The 17,410-nt window shown below is 73.5% G+C and carries 13 protein-coding genes and 1 tRNA gene; 8 read left to right on the forward strand and 6 right to left on the reverse strand.

All coding sequences use genetic code 11. The features are described 5' to 3' along the window. Positions 1–58: 58 nt before the first annotated feature. From ACSUPT_RS09795 to ACSUPT_RS09810, 4 genes are all read right to left on the reverse strand, one after another. The gene (locus ACSUPT_RS09795; RefSeq protein ID WP_361655123.1) at positions 59–601 is read right to left on the reverse strand and encodes a hypothetical protein; all 543 of its coding nucleotides are present in this window, start codon (positions 599–601) and stop codon (positions 59–61) included. A gap of 92 nt (positions 602–693) precedes the next feature. Beyond that, complete coding sequence (locus ACSUPT_RS09800; RefSeq protein WP_361655126.1) at positions 694–1,179, reverse strand: hypothetical protein; 486 nt, start codon at positions 1,177–1,179, stop codon at positions 694–696. Positions 1,180–1,454: 275 nt separating this feature from the next. Next, positions 1,455–2,699: an alpha/beta hydrolase family protein gene (locus ACSUPT_RS09805; RefSeq protein ID WP_436944062.1), complete on the reverse strand. Its 1,245-nt coding sequence runs from the start codon at positions 2,697–2,699 to the stop codon at positions 1,455–1,457. 248 nt (positions 2,700–2,947) lie between these two features. Next, positions 2,948–3,469: a universal stress protein gene (locus tag ACSUPT_RS09810; RefSeq protein ID WP_351967738.1), complete on the reverse strand. Its 522-nt coding sequence runs from the start codon at positions 3,467–3,469 to the stop codon at positions 2,948–2,950. Positions 3,470–4,494: 1,025 nt separating this feature from the next. On the opposite strand from ACSUPT_RS09810, the gene ACSUPT_RS09815 reads away from it, so the two are divergent. From ACSUPT_RS09815 to ACSUPT_RS09850, 8 genes are all read left to right on the forward strand, one after another. Then, a complete protein-coding gene (locus ACSUPT_RS09815) occupies positions 4,495–5,718 on the forward strand; it encodes a helix-turn-helix domain-containing protein (protein ID WP_351967737.1) in 1,224 nt (407 codons plus the stop codon). 87 nt (positions 5,719–5,805) lie between these two features. Continuing rightward, entirely contained in the window at positions 5,806–6,417 is a 612-nt protein-coding gene (gene orn / locus ACSUPT_RS09820) for an oligoribonuclease (protein WP_351967736.1), read from the forward strand. A gap of 194 nt (positions 6,418–6,611) precedes the next feature. Beyond that, positions 6,612–6,687: transfer RNA gene (locus tag ACSUPT_RS09825), tRNA-His, on the forward strand. A gap of 370 nt (positions 6,688–7,057) precedes the next feature. Further along, positions 7,058–8,308 carry a helix-turn-helix domain-containing protein gene (locus ACSUPT_RS09830; RefSeq protein WP_436944063.1) on the forward strand — a complete coding sequence of 417 codons (1,251 nt, stop codon included), beginning with the start codon at positions 7,058–7,060 and terminating at the stop codon, positions 8,306–8,308. A gap of 135 nt (positions 8,309–8,443) precedes the next feature. Next, positions 8,444–8,779, forward strand: coding sequence for a hypothetical protein (locus ACSUPT_RS09835; protein ID WP_399219275.1), 336 nt, complete (start codon positions 8,444–8,446; stop codon positions 8,777–8,779). Positions 8,780–8,851: 72 nt separating this feature from the next. Beyond that, the gene (locus ACSUPT_RS09840) at positions 8,852–9,028 is read left to right on the forward strand and encodes a hypothetical protein (RefSeq protein ID WP_436944064.1); all 177 of its coding nucleotides are present in this window, start codon (positions 8,852–8,854) and stop codon (positions 9,026–9,028) included. Then, on the forward strand, positions 9,025–9,351 hold the full coding sequence (locus ACSUPT_RS09845; protein WP_436944065.1) for a DUF6415 family natural product biosynthesis protein: 327 nt from the start codon (positions 9,025–9,027) through the stop codon (positions 9,349–9,351). The genes ACSUPT_RS09840 and ACSUPT_RS09845 overlap by 4 nt, the downstream gene beginning before the upstream one ends. 112 nt (positions 9,352–9,463) lie before the next feature. Beyond that, positions 9,464–11,347 (forward strand): rhamnogalacturonan lyase, encoded by a 1,884-nt coding sequence (locus ACSUPT_RS09850; protein ID WP_436944066.1) that lies wholly within the window; start codon positions 9,464–9,466, stop codon positions 11,345–11,347. On the opposite strand, the gene ACSUPT_RS09855 is transcribed toward ACSUPT_RS09850, so the two are convergent. Both ACSUPT_RS09855 and ACSUPT_RS09860 read right to left on the reverse strand, forming a co-directional pair. After that, the gene (locus ACSUPT_RS09855) at positions 11,334–13,991 is read right to left on the reverse strand and encodes a cellulose binding domain-containing protein (RefSeq protein WP_436944067.1); all 2,658 of its coding nucleotides are present in this window, start codon (positions 13,989–13,991) and stop codon (positions 11,334–11,336) included. The genes ACSUPT_RS09850 and ACSUPT_RS09855 overlap by 14 nt on opposite strands. A gap of 161 nt (positions 13,992–14,152) precedes the next feature. Further along, positions 14,153–17,071: a glycoside hydrolase family 48 protein gene (locus tag ACSUPT_RS09860; protein ID WP_365727095.1), complete on the reverse strand. Its 2,919-nt coding sequence runs from the start codon at positions 17,069–17,071 to the stop codon at positions 14,153–14,155. Positions 17,072–17,410 lie beyond the last annotated feature (339 nt).

Genomic DNA, 17,410 nt, shown 5'->3' on the forward strand with positions numbered 1-17,410 from the left:
GCCCAAGGGGCCCCGGGCCCGGACGCCGCAGCGCGTCCGGGTCCGGGGCCCCCGGCGTCTACAGGGCGCGCAGCAGGAACTGGGTCGTGGTGTAGCTCGCGCCGCCGGAGCAGGTGTGGCTCTGCTGGGTGGCCGTGTACGTGAACCCGGACGGCACGGAGCAGGCCCACATGCCGGTCACGGGCTTGTACAGCAGGAACTGGCTGGTCGTGTAGCTGCCGCCGCCGGAGCAGGTGTGGCTGCTCATGACCGCGGTGTGGGTGTAGCCGGACACGGTCCTGCAGGCCCACAGGCCCTCGGCGGGCGGCTCCACGTAGAACTCGGTCGTCCGGTAACTGGCCCCTCCCGAGCAGGTGTAGGAGGCGCGGGAGGCGGTGTAGGTGTAGCCGGACGGGACGGTGCAGGCCCAGAAGCCTGAGGTGGCCCCGGTGGTCCCGGTTTCGGCGGCCGGGGCGGCGACGGGGGCCTGGGCGGCGGTGCGGGCTTCGGGCGCCGGGGCGGCGGCGGCCGGGGCGGTCGCCGTGGCGAGGGCCCCGGCGACGGCGGCCGCGGCGAGGGCGGCGAGCGGTGCGCGGGGCACACGGGATGTCGTACGCGGCATGGCGGGCACTCCTGATCGGTTCGTCCATCGGGCGGAGCCAACGCGGGTGGGGGACGGCCGCTCACCGCGAGCGGCCGGCCCCCGCTCGTGTCCTACAGGGCGCGCAGCAGGTACTTGGTGGTGAACCCGCCGCTGGTGGAGCAGTCGAGGGTGCTCTGCGTGCTCGTGTACGTGAAGCCGGACGGGACGGTGCACGCCCACAGGCCGGTCACGGGTGTGCGCAGGAGGTACTTGGTCCGGAAGCCGCCGCTGGTGGAGCAGTCGAGGGTGCTCTGCGTGGCGCTGTAGGTGAAGCCGGGCATGGTGGTGCAGGCCCAGAGGTTGTCGGCCGGCGGCTGGACGTAGTACTCGGTGCGGAAGCCGCCGCCGGTGGAGCAGCTCAGGGTGCTGCGGGTGGCGGAGTAGGTGTGGCCGGACGGGACGGTGCACGCCCAGAAGCCGGACGCGGCGGCGCGGGCGCCGGGGGCCGGGGCGGCGGCGGCCGGGGCGGGCCCGGCGAGGGCCGTGGCGAGGGCGAGGGCGGCCGTCGCCGTGGCGGCGGGCAGCGCGCGGGGCACACGGGATGTCGTACGCGGCATGGCGGGCACTCCTGATCGGTTGGTCCATCGGGCAGAGCCAACGGGTGGGGGGCCGACCGGGGGTCTGGCCCGTGCCCCGGCCGCCGCAGGGCGCGCGCCGGAAGACTGTCAGCGGCACGGGTGCCCGACAAGTGCCCGCCCTGGCGGCCCACCGCCTTTCGGCCGCCCCGGCCACCCCGGCCGACCTGCGGGCCGACCGGGGCGCACCGCCCTGCCAGGGCGTTTCCGTACGCGAGGAACGGCGTGCTCCGCCCCCAGGGGCCGCCGCGGACGGCTCAGTCGGCCGGGGCGTTGAAGTGGACCTCCGGGTTGGCCGCCGCGGGGCCTTCGAGGAGCGGCTGCGGCAGACCGCGCAGGTGCAGGTCGAAGAAGGCCGCCGTGTAGACCCGGACCAGTTCGACCGCCCGTTCCGCGCGGATGGTGGGCGGGGTCGGCGTGTCGTACGGGATGCCCAGCTGGTCGAAGAGGAGCGGCGCGTCGCAGAAGGTCATGTGGTCGGTGCCCTCGACGCTGAGCCAGCGCTTCCAGCCGTCGAGGTTCCGCCACGCCTCGCCCCACGTCGGGTCCTGGCCGTCCGGCAGGTGCGTGTCCGTGTGGGTGCCGAGCATCATGAACGGCCGCCCGTCCAGCCCGTCGGCCGGTACGGGGTCCCCGAAGGTGCCGTCCATGTTGATCCCGGCCCGCACCCGCGGGTCGCGCGCCATGGCGGACGCCGCGGCCGCGCCGCCCAGGGAGTGCCCGGCGGCGCCGATCCGCTTCCGGTCGATGAGGGAGGCGTACCGCCAGGCGGGGCGCGGCCCCGTCAGCCGGTCCAGCAGGAACGCGATGTCCTGGCCGCGCTGCACGGTGGCCTTGCGCATGTCCTCCAGCGTCTCGGCCTTCTCGCAGGCCACGCACGTGAGCAGCCGGTCGCCGGGGAACACCGTGCCGCGCGACTCGTAGGCGTGGTCCACGAGGGCGACGACGTAGCCCCGGCTGGCGAGGTCCTCGGCGAGGGTGGTCAGCGTGTAGCGGGGCGCGCCGAAGCCGGGCGACAGCACGACGAGCGGGTGTTTGCCGCGCTGCGGGCGGGCCCCGGCGACGCTGTGGGTGCGGGTCGCGGCCAGCTTGGCGACGGCGCCGGCGGGGCTGCCCGGTATGCCCTCCACCAGCAGCTTCGCCTCGCGCGGGTCGGCGTACGGGGCGGGCGTGCCGGCCGACGGGCGGGCCGGGTAGTACATGTCGACCATCAGCTCCCGGCGCCGCTCGGGCATCCACAGGTCGGCACGGGAGCGGTCCACGAGGTGGAGGGTCTCCCGCCCGGTGGGGTGGGCCCCGGTGGGCCGGGGCAGCACGAGCCCGGCGGCGGCCGGGGCCTCCTGGACGGCGGTCTGGACGGCCTGCGGCCGTGCCTGCGCCTGGGCCTGGGCCTGGCTGTGGCTCTGGCTCTGGCTCTGGGCGACGGCCGGGGCGGCGGTGGCGGTGAGGGCGATGACGAGGGCCGCTGCGGCGGCCGTGCGGAGCGTACGGGGTGACTTCATGGCCAGGACGCTAGGCGGGGCGCGGGCCCGGGGGCGTCACCCCCTGGTATCGAGGCCGTCGGTCCGCGGGCTGATCCGCCGTACGACCAGGGCGGGTTGACGGAGGGTCACCGTAGGCCCGGAGTGTGAGCCCGGGGTCCCGGGCGCTCCCGGGCGGCACGGCGCGCAGCGGCCTCGGGCCGGTGGACGCCGGACACGGCGAGCGGCGGCCGGGTGGCCTAATTCATTCGTAAACTATTTACGGTCGGCTATGGAATGACGATGACCGGCCGACGGGCGCGCCGTACGAGCCGGCCGGCGACGGAGCCGAAGATGCGGCCGACGAGGCCGTGGGTGGAGCCGACGACGATGGCGTCCGCGGAGTACTCGCGGCCGACCTCCTCCAGCTCGTGGCAGATGTCGCCGCCGCGCTCGACCAGGACCCAGGGCACGTCGGACAGGTGGTCGGCGCAGGCCAGCTCCAGGCCCAGGACCTCGGTGCGGTGGTCGGGGACGTCCACGAAGACGGGCGGCTCGCAGCCGGCCCAGACGGTGGTGGGGAGGCGGTTGGCGACATGCACGATGATCAGCCCGGAGCCGGACCTGCGCGCCATGCCGATGGCGTAGGCGAGCGCCCGCTCACTGGAGGTCGAGCCGTCGAAGCCGACGACGACGCCGTGCTGGAACGCGGGGTCACAGGCATGACGCGTGTCTGCCGCCGCGAGGGGGTCGACCGTCGAATCGGCGACCTGCCTGCGGTCGGCTGGTTCAGGGAGTTCGTGACCGGCCATGGGTGTCTCGGCGAAGAAAGTCCTTGTGGGGAGGGTTCAAGGGACTGCTGGAAGCGGAGCTGTGTCCGGGAATCATCTTCCCAACCCCATACCCCCAAGGGTACGGCGCCACTCCTCTCGTGCCCAGGGGCGTTCCAGGGAGCATGCACGAGGCGGGGCCCCGGCGCAACGCCGCTTGGCCCCTACAAGCGCCTCAGGGTAACCCCTCGGTCCCCGTGAGTGACCGGCGCCCCGGCCCCCGGTCCGCTGCCGCGAGCCGCCGCCGCTGCCGCGCGAGGCGCCCCTCACCCTCCGCCCGCGCCCCTGGAGGCCGGACCCGGTGGCGCGCGGCGGGCCCCGGCGCGCGGACGCGCCCGCACCCGTATCCGTCCGCCGCGCGTCCGGGCGCGCTCCGCCCCTCCGGCCGGGGGCGGCTTCACGGGTGTAGAAGCGGCACATCCGGGCAGCGGAGGACCAGCGCGGCACCCGCGGGCGGGCAGGCGCCGGGGGCGCGCCCGCCCGGCGGGCGCCTGGGAGCGGGGGCGCGGCCTCCGGGAGCGGGGGGCGGGGGACCCGGCGGAGCCGGCGGGGCGCGACGGGACGGGCCCGGGCGGCCGGACCCCGGGGCCGGGGCGTGGGGCGCCGCGGAGAAGCCCCGGGCGCGGGGACGGGTTCGCACACGCGCACCCGTATGTTTTCAGCCAACTTCCCGGACCCCACCACCCCGCACCGAAATGGCCTGCAAAGCCCCTTGCCACCTGGGAGATAAGGGCCGCAGACGCCTCGCGCACCCTACGCGGATGGGCCATGAGTGCGAGACCCACTTCCCTGCGGGGCCCCGGGAGTGAAACGCTTCGTGATCGAATGCTTCGCGCCAAGTTGCCTTGTCGACATAGTGCCGGTTCCGGAACTTGTCACTCCGGCACTGCGGGACGCAGTAGATTCGATCATGAGTATCGGAGAACGGGGTCTCGTGCAAAACCGAGGGGAAACGTGCAGGAGCGACAGGACCTAGGAGACGCGAACACCGAGGGGGGCTTAGCGTCATGAGCCAGGACTCCGCCGCACCGGAGACCGGACGCAAACTGTCCGGACGCCGCCGTCGCGAGGTCGTCGCCGTCATGCTGTTCAGCGGCGGCCCCATCTTCGAGAGTTCCATCCCACTGTCGGTGTTCGGGGTTGACCGCCAGGACGCCGGAGTCCCGCGATACAGGCTGCTGGTCTGCGCGGGCGAGGACGGGCCACTGCGCACGACCGGGGGACTCGAACTCTCCGCACCGTACGGCCTGGAGGCGATCAGCAGAGCGGGCACCGTCGTCGTACCGGCATGGCGGTCGATCACTTCGCCGCCGCCCGCCGAGGCGCTCGACGCGCTGCGCCGCGCACACGAGGAGGGCGCCCGGATCGTCGGCCTGTGCACCGGTGCCTTCGTGCTGGCCGCCGCCGGCTTACTGGACGGGCGGCCCGCCACCACGCACTGGATGTACGCGCCGACGCTCGCGAAGCGCTACCCGTCGGTCCATGTGGACCCGCGGGAGCTGTTCGTGGACGACGGCGACGTGCTGACGTCCGCGGGGACGGCGGCCGGCATCGACCTGTGTCTGCACATCGTGCGGACCGACCACGGCACGGAGGCGGCCGGCGCGCTCGCCCGGCGGCTCGTCGTGCCACCGCGCCGCAGCGGCGGCCAGGAGCGGTATCTGGACCGGTCCCTCCCCGAGGAGATCGGCGCCGACCCGCTCGCCGAGGTCGTCGCGTGGGCGCTGGAGCACCTCCACGAGCAGTTCGACGTGGAGACGCTGGCGGCCAGGGCGTACATGAGCCGGCGGACCTTCGACCGGAGGTTCCGCTCGCTGACCGGCAGCGCGCCGCTGCAGTGGCTGATCACCCAGCGGGTGCTCCAGGCGCAGCGGCTGCTGGAGACGTCCGACTACTCGGTGGACGAGGTCGCGGGCCGCTGCGGCTTCCGTTCGCCGGTGGCACTGCGCGGCCACTTCCGGCGGCAGCTGGGCTCGTCCCCGGCGGCGTACCGGGCCGCGTACCGGGCGCGCCGCCCGCAGGGCGACGGGGCGTCGGCGATGAGCGACGCGGTCGTGCCGCCGCAGGGCTCGGGCGGCGGCCACGCGGGCCCCGGCGGGCACGGGCCCGGTCTGCGCCGGCCCACGGCGGGCGCCGCGGCCGGCATGGGCGGCGGCGAGCCGGGCAAGCCGCACCTGGACGCGCTGACGTCCGGCCGGGCGTCGCTGCCGGGCCAGCGCAGCGCGCCGTAACCGCGGGACACGGCAGTCCTCGAAGGGGCCGCCGGTGAGGGGAGCACGACACGTCCCCCTCACCGGCGGCCCCTTTAAGGTGGACGCATGAACGATCGCATGGTGTGGATCGACTGCGAGATGACCGGGCTCTCGCTGACGTCCGACGCACTCATCGAGGTGGCCGCGCTGGTCACCGACTCGGAACTGAACGTGCTCGGACAGGGCGTGGACATCGTCATCCGCCCGCCGGAGGCGGCGCTGGAGACGATGCCGGACGTGGTGCGGGAGATGCACACCGCCTCCGGACTCCTCGACGAGCTCGCGGGCGGCACCACCCTCGCGGACGCGGAGGCGCAGGTCATGGCGTACATCCGCGAGCACGTCAAGGAGCCCGGCAAGGCCCCGCTGTGCGGCAACTCGGTCGGCACCGACCGCGGCTTCCTCGCCCGTGACATGCCCACGCTGGAGACGTTCCTCCACTACCGGATCGTGGACGTCTCCTCCGTGAAGGAGCTGGCGCGGCGCTGGTACCCGAGGGCGTACTTCAACAGTCCGGAGAAGAACGGCAACCACCGGGCGCTCTCCGACATCCGCGAGTCCATCGCGGAGCTGCGGTACTACCGGGAGGCGATCTTCGTGCCGCAGCCCGGTCCGGACTCGGAGACCGCGAAGACCATCGCGGCCCGCCACGTCCTGCCGCCCGAGCCGCGCCCGTAGCCACCGGGCCGCTCTCCGGAGCCCCGCCCGCGGCCGGCCCGCGGCCGGGCCGCGGCACCGGAGAGCGGCCCCCTGGTCCGGCGCCCGACCTGCTCGGGAACGGCGCCGGACCGGCCCCGGGGAAACGTGTGCGCGAGCACCCTCCAGAACCCTGTACACTTTTTCTCGGCCGGTCAGGAAAACGACCGGACATGGTGGGTGTAGCTCAGCTGGTAGAGCACCTGGTTGTGGTCCAGGATGCCGCGGGTTCGAGTCCCGTCACTCACCCCACCGGAAAGGCCCGGTCCGCGCAGGCGGACCGGGCCTTTCGCCATTCCCCGCCCCCGTCACCGACGACGAGCCCGGCCCGAGCGGCACTATGGCGTACGTCACATGACACGGGAGCAGCCCCCTGGGTCCCCCACTCACGGGACCCGCACCCCTCACCCGAACGGCCGAGCAGCCCCCTCCCCTCAGCCGTCCACCGGTTCGGCACCGTGAGCACGGGCGATGGCGTCGATGCGGGCGGCCAGGCCCGCACGTCGGCCCCACGCCGGAACGGCCCCGGCGCCTCCAGCCGCGTCAACTCCCCTACTCCACGGGCGCGGAAGGCCACCGCGCGTGGGTACCGTTCCCGTGGACGCTAGGAACGGAGTGCAGTATGCCCCGCTGGAGTGACTACACCACTGGCGAACGGATCAAGATCCTTCGCGGTAGAGACATCCGCCAGTCCGACCTCGCCGAGATGACCGGCCTGTCCGTCCCCACCATTCAGCACGCCGAACAGGACAAGCGCCTCACGCTGCAGACGCTGCTGCTCATCGCGAACGCCCTCGGCGTCGACACGTCCGTCGTCCTCGGCCAGTCCGCGCCGCGCCGCGCCATGGAGCAGGACGACCGCGCGATGATGCGGGCCCTGTCGAGGGCCGTGCACGACATCGCCGCCGGGGTGCTCCCCGACGGCGGGACCGCGCCCGGCGTCGACGAGGTCTCCGAAAATTGCCGTCGTTCCTGGGACCTGTACTGGCAGGGCCGGTACGTCGAGGCCGGCGCGCTCGCGGCGCCCCTGCTGGCCGAAGCCGCGGCCCTGCTCCGCGAACAGCCCGCCGGTGAAGAGGCCGCCGCCTGGGGCCTCCTGGCCGACGGCTACCGGCTCGCCGGTTACGTCGCCAACCTGCTGGGCGCGCGTGACCTCGCGTACGCGGCGATCGGCCACGCCCAGACGGCGGCCGAGCGGGCCGGGGACGACCTGCGCCGGGCGCTCGTCATGTCGGGCCGCTCCTGGGTGTACCTCCGCGACGCGCGGCTGCCGGAGGCGCTGACCCTGGCGGAGCGCGCGGCGACGGACATCGAGCCGCGGTTCTCCCGGGCGACGACCGGGCAGTTGGTGGCGTACGGGTCCCACATCAACTTCGCCGCCGTGGTCGCCTCCCGCATGGGCGACAGGGAACGGGTGAAGGACTACCTGTCCCAGTCGCACGCGACCGGGGCGCGCATGGGGGCGGAGGCCCGCGCCCACGGCACGGTGTTCGGCCCGGTGACCGCCGCGACGCAGGCCGTCGGGATCAATGTGGCGCTCGGCCAGACGGGCAAGGCGCTGAACCTCATCAAGGACATCGCCCCCGAGCACGAGGGCGCCCTCGCGGAGGCGGCGCGGCACCGGTACGCGATGGACAAGGCCATGGCGCAGGCCGACGCCAAGCTGTGGGACGCCTCGCTCGACACCCTGGAGCAGGCCCTCGCCAAGGCGCCCCACTGGGCCCGCCACCAGGCACTGCCGTCGATCATCGTCCAGAAGGTCGGCAAGGGCTCGACGGCCCGCCTGCGCCGCGTCTCCAAACTGCTCGGCGGCGGCATCCCCGGTACCGGCCCGAGCGGCTTCGCCCCCGCCAACGCCCGCACGGCCCTGTAGTCGTACGCGCCGTACGACCCCGTCCGGTTGAAACCCGTACCGCCATACGGCCCGTACGACTCCCCAGTTGACGAAACGTCAGGGTCGTACGGGCCGCTTCTTCATTCCGCGACGCGTCGGCGGGATCGTGGACCCATGACCCGAACCCGCCAGCAGCGCATCAGGAAGGCGTGCCTCGCTGACGCAGCGAACGGCATACATCCCATCGCACCGAGCCGCGTCTCACGGGTCCGCGTCGTCCTCTACGGCACGGCGCTGGACGGCCTCCGCCGCTACGCCCAGGCCAGGGACTGGACGATCGTGGCCGAGTTCCCCTCCGACGGCGACGGCACCGCGGAGTCCGCGTGGCCCTGTGTCACCGCCCTGCTGGAAGCCCGGCGGGCCGAAGGAGTCGTGACCGACGCCGAGTCGGTCGCCGTGGACGACGTCGAGCGCCTGCACGCCTTCAGCGTGGGCGTCCGGTCCACGTAACTGCCCAGAGAAGCGAGACCCCGGCGCCACCGGCACGGTGCCGGGGCGTGGTCGATGTGTGGAGGAGCCGACGTGCCCGAGAAGGAGAGCGGGGGCATGACCCTGCGGGTGTACCGCGTCCAGGCGGACGGCAGGGTCACCACCGTGCGGGAGCGGCGGGAGATCGAGCCCGCCGAGGGCCCGGCCTGGTCGACGGAGTTCCCGCCCTGTTCGTGTCCGCTGTGCGGGGAGCGGGAGGGCGGGCGGTGAGCGGGGCGCCGGTCCCGGACACGGACGGCATGCGCGCCGCCGCGCAGCGGGTGCTCCGCCTGGGGGACGCGCCCGGCGAGGACGAGGTCGCGGTGCTGCTCCTCGCGCTCCGGGGCATGTTCGCCGTACTGGTCCCCGCCGTGGAGGACGCCGCCCGCACCCGGCCCCCGCGGGACCCCGCCCGGTTCTGGGCCGAGGTGGACGCCCGCGAGGCGCGCGTGCTGCTGGCCGCACGCCCCGGTGCCGTACCGCCCGCGGAGCACGCCCGGCGGCTGGCCCGCACGCTCCTCGGCCTCGTGGACGACTTCGCCGCGCTGTCCTAGGCACCGGCGCGGGCCGCACCGGCCGGGTGCCGCCGCGCGTGGCCCGGCAACCCTTCCCGGGGTGGTGGCGACTTGGGGGTGCCATCGTCCTCTCCCCCCAGGAGGAATCACCGTGCAGCACAGGAAGACGCGCCGCGGGCTCGGTGCCGTCGCGTTCGCCGGGGCCGCCGCGTTCGTGTTCGCCGGGCTCCCCGCCGACGCCTCGGACGCCGCCGCCTCGGACGCCGCCGCCACCGCGCTCGCCGCCCGCCAGGTCGAGCGGCTCGACCGGGGGCTCGTCAGCGTCCACACCGGGACCGGCAACCTCGTCAGCTGGCGCTGGCTCGGCACCGACCCCGACAACGTGGCCTTCAACCTCTACCGGGCCGGTACGAAGGTGAACGCCGCGCCCATCACGGGCTCCACCAACTACTTCCACGCCGGCGCCCCCAGCCACGCCGACTACACCGTCCGGGCCGTCGTCGGAGGCGTCGAGCAGGGCGACTCGCCGCACGCCGTCCAGTTCCGGGCCGGGTACAAGGACGTGCCGCTCAGCCCGCCCGCCGGGGGCACCACCCCGGACGGCGTCGCCTACACGTACGAGGCCAACGACGCCTCCGTCGGCGACCTCGACGGCGACGGCGACCTCGACTTCGTCCTCAAGTGGCAGCCCACCAACGCCAAGGACAACTCCCAGGCGGGCTACACGGGGAACACCGTCGTCGACGGGATCACCCTGGAGGGCACGCGGCTGTGGCGGATCGACCTCGGGCGCAACATCCGCTCCGGGGCGCACTACACGCAGTTCCAGGTGTACGACTACGACGGCGACGGCCGCGCCGAGGTCGCCATGAAGACCGCCGACGGCACCCGCGACGGCACCGGCCGGGTCATCGGCAGCGCCACCGCCGACCACCGCAACGCGAGCGGCTACGTGCTGGCCGGACCCGAGTACCTGACCATGTTCGACGGGCGGACCGGCGCCGCGCTCGGCACCACCGACTACGTGCCCGGCCGCGGCACCGTCTCCTCCTGGGGCGACTCCTACGGCAACCGCGTCGACCGGTTCCTCGCGGGCACCGCCTACCTCGACGGGGCCCGGCCCTCGCTGATCCTGGCGCGCGGCTACTACACGCGCAGCGTCATCGCCGCCTGGGACTGGCGCGACGGGCGGTTCACCCGCCGCTGGACGTTCGACACGAACTCCTCCACCAACGCGGGCCGCGGCTTCGACGGGCAGGGCTCGCACAGCCTGTCCGTCGGCGACGTGGACGGCGACGGGCGCGACGAGATCGTGTACGGCTCCATGGCCGTCGACGACGACGGCGGCGGCCTGTGGACCACCCGCACCGGTCACGGCGACGCCCAGCACCTCGGCGACCACGACCCGGCCACGCCCGGACTGGAGTACTTCAAGGTGTCGGAGTCGCCGAGCCAGCCCGCCGAGCTGTACATCAACCCGGCCAACGGCGCGATCCGCTGGAAGCTCGCCGCCTGCTGCGACAACGGGCGCGGCGTCGCCGGGGACATCTGGTCCGGCAACGACGGCGCCGAGGTGTGGTCCACGTCCGGCGGGAGCATCCGCGACGAGGGCGGCGCGGTGAAGGGCCGCCGCCCCTCGGCGGTGAACTTCCTCGCCTGGTGGGACGGCGACCCGAGCCGGGAACTGCTCGACGGCACCCGCGTCGACAAGTACGGGCCGGACGGCGACACGCGGCTGCTGACCGGCACCGGGGTCGCCGCCAACAACGGCTCCAAGGCCACCCCGGCCCTCTCCGGCGACCTCCTCGGCGACTGGCGCGAGGAGATCGTGTGGCGCACGTCCGACAACCGGGCGCTGCGGATCCACTCGACCCCGCACCCGACGGACACGAGGATCACGACCCTGCTGCACGACCCGATGTACCGGACGGGGTTGGCCTGGCAGAACACCGGCTACAACCAGCCCCCGCACCCGGGCTTCCACATCGGGGCCGGGATGCGCACGGCACCCCGGCCCTCGGTCACGACCCCGTAGCCGCCGCCCGGCAGGGGCGGCCGTTCACACTGATCGTGGTCGGGGGCCTGTTCGCCTCCGACCACGTGCCGGTGAACCCGAACGCGACCGTCCCGCCCGGCGCGACCCTTCCGTTCCAGCCCGTGTTGGTGACGGCCACGTCCGCGCCGGCCTGGGCGAACTCGGCGTTCCAGCCCTGGGTGACGCGCTGCCCGTCGGGGAAGGTCCATCCGGCGCGCCAGCCGTCCCAGGCCGCCGAGCCGGTGTTCGTGACGGTCACGTCTGCCTGGAAGCCGCCCTGCCACTGGTGGGTGACCTTGTAGGCGGCCTCGCACGCCGCCGGGTCCGTGGGGCCCGGCGGGTCCGTGGGGGTGCCTGCCGTGTCGCCGTAGACGATGCCCCGGCCGTTCGTGGCGACGTACACCCGGCCGTAGATCCGCGGGTCGCCGGTGATGGCCGCGCCGGTCCAGCCCCACTGGTGGGCGTCGTCGTTGATCCGCGTCCAGCTCGCGCCCGCGTCCGTGGAGCGGAAGATGCCGCGTACGCCGCCGATCTTCGCGCTCGTGTAGAGCGTGTCGTACGTCGCGCCGGGCGCGGCCTTGCCGAAGCCGATCGTGTCGGCCTCCTCCACGCCCCGGATCTTCGTGAACGTGGCGCCCGCGTCGGTGGAGCGCCACAGCCCGTACGCGCCGCTCTGGCCGCCCGCGAGCCAGATGTCGCCGGCCCGGCCCGGTACGGCCTTGAAGCGGACGGGTCCGGAGGCGGGCAGGCCGGTCGCCGCCGCGGTGAAGGTCGCGCCGCCGTCCGTACTGACGTAGAACGTCCCGGACTTGAAGCCGTAGAAGCGCTTGGGGTCGACCCGGTCGGACTCCACGACGGCGCCCGCGGGGATGCCGCGCGACGCGGTCCACGCGGCGCCGAAGCCGCTCGTCGTGTGCGCCCCGGCCCCGTCCGGGCTCCACACGAACCGGCTGCCGTCGGCCGCCGCGGCGACCGTGCCGCCGCCCGAGACGCCCGGCGGCTCCTGCCCGGCGAACCAGTTGGCGCCGTTGTCCGTGGAGAACGCGATCCTCGGCCCGGAGTCGAGGTTCCCGACGCGGACGACCGTGTCGGGCCTGGCCTCGGCGTAGTCGAGGCTGGTGGAGCTGGTGAAGTTCGGGGAGGTGAACATCATCGACGGGACCTTGGTGAGGTCCGTGTGGCGGAAGCCGCCGATGTCGCCGAGCGCGCTGATCAGCGGGGCGCCGGACGGCGGGGAGACCAGGTCGTTGACGGCGGTCTCCTCCAGGCCCCGCACCATCGGCCTGATGGTGATTTTGCCGCCGGTGTCCCACCGGGTGAGGTCCTCGGTGCCGTAGACGGTCGCCCCGGTGCCGTACATCATCCGGTCGGAGTCGAACGGGTCGATCTCCAGGGCCTCCGTCATCCAGCCGAGCTTCGGGGCCTCCTCGGGCGGCGAGGGCTGGGCGCCCCAGCTCAGCCAGGGCGAGGAGGACACGTCCATGGTGTAGCGGTTGGTGCGGCTCGGGTACGAGGTGAACTCCCACGCCCGGGTCCAGGTCGCCCCGCCGTCGGTGGTCCGGAAGATCTGCGTGTCGGGCCACCAGGAGCTGTAGCCGGTCACCATGACCGTGCCGGGCCGCTGCCGGTCGACGCTCAGACCGCTGAAGCCGTAGTACGGGTCGGCGTCGGGCGTGATGTCCCGCCAGGCGCCGGTCCTCGTGTCGTACCGCCAGACCGCGCCGTCCGTGCCGTCGTACGGGCCGCCGGTGTCGCTGTAGGCCAGGTACAGCCGGCCGTTCACCGCGTCGAGGACGCCCTTGTGGGCGAGGAGTCCGGTCGGCTGGCCGGGCAGTCTGCTCCAGGTGGCGCCCGCGTCGGTGGAGCGGTAGACGGCGTTCTCCTTGTCGGCGACGCCCGCGTAGATGGTCTTCGTGGCGCTGCCGGGCGTGCCGGTGGACTCGTCGAAGGTGACCCAGACGACGCCCTGGTTGTCGGAGGCGTAGCCGCTGGTGTCGGACGGGTCCTGGGCGTAGTTCCCGGGGTTGGGGAAGGCGGTGACCTTCGACCAGGTGGCGCCGGAGTCGGTGGAGCGCCACAGGCCGTGGCCGCTGGGCGCGCCGAGGTAGAGGACGCTGTTGCGGTGCGGGTCGATCGCCAGGCGCTCCCCCATGCCGCGTCCGGGCATGTTGCCGCCGAGCTTGAACGGCAGGTCGGCGGTGCGCCAGGTGGCGCCCCGGTCGGTGGAGCGCAGGACGGCGCCGTTGCCGGGGTCCCAGCTGTTGGTGTACGTGCCGACGGCGGCGTACACGCGGTCCGGGTCGACGGAGTCGGTGGCGATGCTGACGACCCCGGTGTGGCCCCAGCGGTCCCAGCCGATGTGGTCGAGCAGCGGCGTCCAGGTCTTGGTGGACTGCTGCCAGCGGTAGGCGCCGCCGATGTCGGTGCGGGCGTAGGCGAGGTCCTTCTCGGAGCGGTTGAAGACGATGCCGGGGACGAAGCCGCCGCCGTCGACGCGGACGTTCTTCCAGGTGTAGGTGTCGGCGGCGAGCGGCGCGGGGGCGGGGGCCGGCGGGGGCTTGGCCTCTGCGGCGGGGGGCGGGGCGGTGGTGAGGAGGGCGGCCGCCAGGGCCAGCCCGGTGAGCAGGTTCCACTTGGTGCGCACGGTGCTCCTCTCGGGGACGCGCGGGGGGCGTACGCGGCGTACGCGGCGTGCGGGGCGCGCGGGGGATGCGCCCGGGGCGTACCGGGGGCGCGCAGACGGAAGCCGGGTGGGCCGCGGGCGCGGCCCACCCGGCTGGTGACGTACGCGGAGTCAGCGCGGGGCTATTCGAGAAGCTCCGCGTACGAACCCATGGCGAGGGCGATGTCCGCCTGCGCCCAGAACCGGTGGTACGTGAAGACCGGCGCGGCGCCGCCCTTCAGGTAGGCCTCGACCTTCGACCAGGCCGGGTCGTCCTGGTAGAAGGAGCGGATCGAGGCGAAGGTGGACGCGGAGTCGATCCGGTCGCCGTTCGGCATGGTGCCGGTCCAGCCGCTCGGCACGTGCACCGGGTCGTCGAACCGGTTGTAGTCGGCGCGGGTCTCCGGGACGGCGATGCCCAGCGGGTCCTGGTGGTGCTGCCACATGCCGTCGAGGAGGGCCTTGGCGACCCGCTTGGCGTCCGCGTCGCCGGACTTGGCGGCGTAGTACGTCAGGGTCTTGGCGTAGGCGGCGGCCACGCCGACGTCGTTGGTGTAGTCGGCGACGGTGACGCGCAGGCCCGTGTTGGCGCCGGGCGATGCCGGGTTCCACGTGTCGGGCTTGCCGGTCCACTGGAGGGTGGACGGGAAGCGGAAGGTGCCGTCCGGGTTGACGGTCGTCTCCGACAGGGCCCAGTCGACCCACTTGTCGAGGACGCTCTTGGCCAGGGCGTCACCGCTCTGGTGGTAGTACTCGGCGACCCGTTCCATCGACCACGCCTGGAAGCCGAACCACTGGTTGGACGGCGGGTCGTGGTAGACCGGCTTCTCGTCGTAGTACAGGCCGTAGAAGGTGGGCGTGCCGGCCGGCGGGGTGGCGTAGCGGCCCTGCCAGCTGTTGGTGGCGCCGCCCGCGATGGCGCCCTCGGCGGACTGGAGCCAGCGGTAGAACTCGACCTGCCGGTCCAGGCTGGTGGCCCAGTCCTGGGCGCCCGTCGCCGACTTGGGCTTGAGCGGGGCGTACTCGCTGAGCGCGTACGCGGCGAGCGGGTTCTGGTAGCCGCTGTGGGCGTGGCTGGAGCCGATGCGCCAGGCCCAGCCGGCGGAGGTGTCGGTGGCGCCGCCCCAGGCGTAGTACCAGGACATCAGGTAGTGGGCGCTGTCCTTGCCGGTGCCGGCGGGGCAGGTGGTGGGTCCGACGCAGTTGCCGGACTTCTTGAAGTACTTGTCGAAGAACGAGTACCGCAGGTAGTCGCCCATCTTGGCGGCCTTGGCGACGACGCCGGAGACCGCGGAGCCCTTGCCCTGCGCCTTGGCCCAGATGTCGGCCCAGTAGGCGGCCTGGACGGCGCGGGCGTCGGCGTCGGGGGCGTTGGTGAACTTCCACTGCTTGGCGTAGGAGGCGTCCCCGGTGAACAGGTCGAGGTAGCCGTTGCGTCCGCCGTAGGTGAAGTTGTCGCAGGTCGGGTGGGTGACGGTCTCCCAGACGGACTCCTGCGGGCCGCGCTGGAAGGTGTTGATGTACGACGGGCCCGTGGCGGCCGGCCCCGCGGAGCACTTGCCGGGCTCGTTGCCGAAGCCGTACACGTTGTCCACGTCCTGGAGCCAGTGCATGCCGTACACGTCGTCCGTGCCGTACGCGGCCTTCAGCTCACCGGCGATCGGGTCGGAGCCCGTGGGGACACCGGAGTCGAGGCGGGCCGGGTACTGCGTCGGCAGGTCGTGCTCGGGGGCGTAGGTGGCGGGCTTGGACGGGTTGTACTTGTCGTTGGTCGGCTGGTCGGCGCGGGTGGGGATCATGTACTTCTCCATGGTGTCCCACGCGCCGTTGAACTTGGTCCAGTCGCCGGTGACCTTGCCGTACATGGCCTGGAGCCAGATGAGGTAGCTGTACGCCTCGGACGTCGTCTCGTGGCCGTGGTCGGGCGCCTCGACGATGAGCGTCTCGACCGAGTGGTACGGGATGCCCTCGGGTGAGAAGTAGCCGTTCGCCGGGTCGGTGATCTTGGCGTGCATGGCCAGGAACCGGGCGTCGTACGTGGAGTCGCCGTCGAGCTGCGTCGCGGTGACCTCGGCCTTGGCGTGGCCGGGGGCGGTCACGGCGAAGACGGCCGAGCCGGTGCCGGTCGCGGCGGCGGTGACGGTCACCTTCTGGGCGGTGTTCCAGTTGGCCGGGGTGAAGGTGAGCGTGGTGGGGCTCGCGGTGAGGCCGGTGGTCCCGGAGGTGCGGGCGACCGTGGCCGTGACGTTCGCGGCCGGCTGGGTGGACAGCTTCACGTCGAAGGTCGCCGACTGGCCCTGGCGCACGGGGAGTTGCGCCGGGGTGGCGACGAGGGCCGGCCCGGCGGCGACGGTGATGCCGACGGGTGCGGACTCGGCGGCGGCGCCCCGGCTGTCGTACGCCTTCGCGTAGAGGGAGTGGGTGCCGGCGGCGAGGCCCTGGGCGGTGAAGGTGTAGGGCGAGGTGGTGTCCGTGCCGAGCAGGGTCGTGTCGTCGTAGAACTCCACCTTGGCGATGGTGGCGCCGTCGGCGGCCGCCGCGGTGGCGGCCAGCGGGACCGGGTCGCCCGCGGTGTAGGTGGCGCCCGGCGCCGGGCTGGTCAGCACGGCGATGGGCGGCTGGTGGGCGGCCCCGCAGACGGTGCCGTTGACGGTGAAGACGGTGGGAGCGGCGTTGGCGCCGCTGTAGGTGAACTGGGCGCCGGTGGTGACGGCCTGGCCGGCGGCGACGGTGCGGTTCCAGCCCGCGTTGGTGACGGTGACAGTCTTGCCGGACTGCGACCAGGTGCCGTTCCAGCCGTTGGTCAGCTGCTGGTTGCCGGTCTGGTCGTAGCGCAGGGTCCAGCCGTCGATGGGCTCGGTGCCCCGGTTGGTGAGGGTCAGCTCGGCGGTGTAGCCGGAGCCCCAGTCGTTGGTCTTGTAGTCGACGCCGCACTGCACGGCTGCGGCGCGCGCTTCGGCGGGGGACGAATTGGCCGCGGTCAGGCCCAGGGGGAGGGCGAGGACCGCGGCCAGGGCGGTGGTCAGCCGGCCCCGGTGACGCGTACGTGGTCCTGGCGACATGCGGGTGTCTCTCCTAGCGGCTCAGTGGGGCGGGAGGTGGGGGTGACAAGCCTTGAACCAGTGGGAGCGCTCCCACTATGGGGAGGGGGCGATGCGGGGTCAAGGTGCTTGAAGAGTCGAAGAAGTTCGAAAGAAAAATCCTGCCCTCCCTCTGTTGCCTGACGGGAGGGCGGCGCTACGGTCGGCGGCACCAGTGGGAGCGCTTCCATTCCCGTACGGCGTTGTCATGCACGCGCCTTGACCTTCCAGGGTGCCGGGTCCCGACCAGGCCCGGCCCCGGAAAGCACCCGGTACCGCGCTGATCGGCGGCTGCGACGGCATCCCCGTGCCCGGCCCCCG

Source organism: Streptomyces sp. SudanB25_2051 (assembly GCF_964272635.1).
Taxonomy (GTDB): domain Bacteria; phylum Actinomycetota; class Actinomycetes; order Streptomycetales; family Streptomycetaceae; genus Streptomyces.

What these genes read in the sequence shown, in the direction of transcription:
- ACSUPT_RS09800 (WP_361655126.1), bottom strand. Translation starts at nt 1,179, where the DNA reads ATGCCGCGTACGACATCCCGTGTGCCCCGCGCGCTGCCCGCCGCCACG.
- ACSUPT_RS09810 (WP_351967738.1), bottom strand. Translation starts at nt 3,469, where the DNA reads ATGGCCGGTCACGAACTCCCTGAACCAGCCGACCGCAGGCAGGTCGCC.
- ACSUPT_RS09835 (WP_399219275.1), top strand. Translation starts at nt 8,444, where the DNA reads ATGACCCGAACCCGCCAGCAGCGCATCAGGAAGGCGTGCCTCGCTGAC.
- ACSUPT_RS09830 (WP_436944063.1), top strand. Translation starts at nt 7,058, where the DNA reads ATGCCCCGCTGGAGTGACTACACCACTGGCGAACGGATCAAGATCCTT.
- ACSUPT_RS09860 (WP_365727095.1), bottom strand. Translation starts at nt 17,071, where the DNA reads ATGTCGCCAGGACCACGTACGCGTCACCGGGGCCGGCTGACCACCGCC.
- ACSUPT_RS09815 (WP_351967737.1), top strand. Translation starts at nt 4,495, where the DNA reads ATGAGCCAGGACTCCGCCGCACCGGAGACCGGACGCAAACTGTCCGGA.
- ACSUPT_RS09805 (WP_436944062.1), bottom strand. Translation starts at nt 2,699, where the DNA reads ATGAAGTCACCCCGTACGCTCCGCACGGCCGCCGCAGCGGCCCTCGTC.
- orn (WP_351967736.1), top strand. Translation starts at nt 5,806, where the DNA reads ATGAACGATCGCATGGTGTGGATCGACTGCGAGATGACCGGGCTCTCG.
- ACSUPT_RS09795 (WP_361655123.1), bottom strand. Translation starts at nt 601, where the DNA reads ATGCCGCGTACGACATCCCGTGTGCCCCGCGCACCGCTCGCCGCCCTC.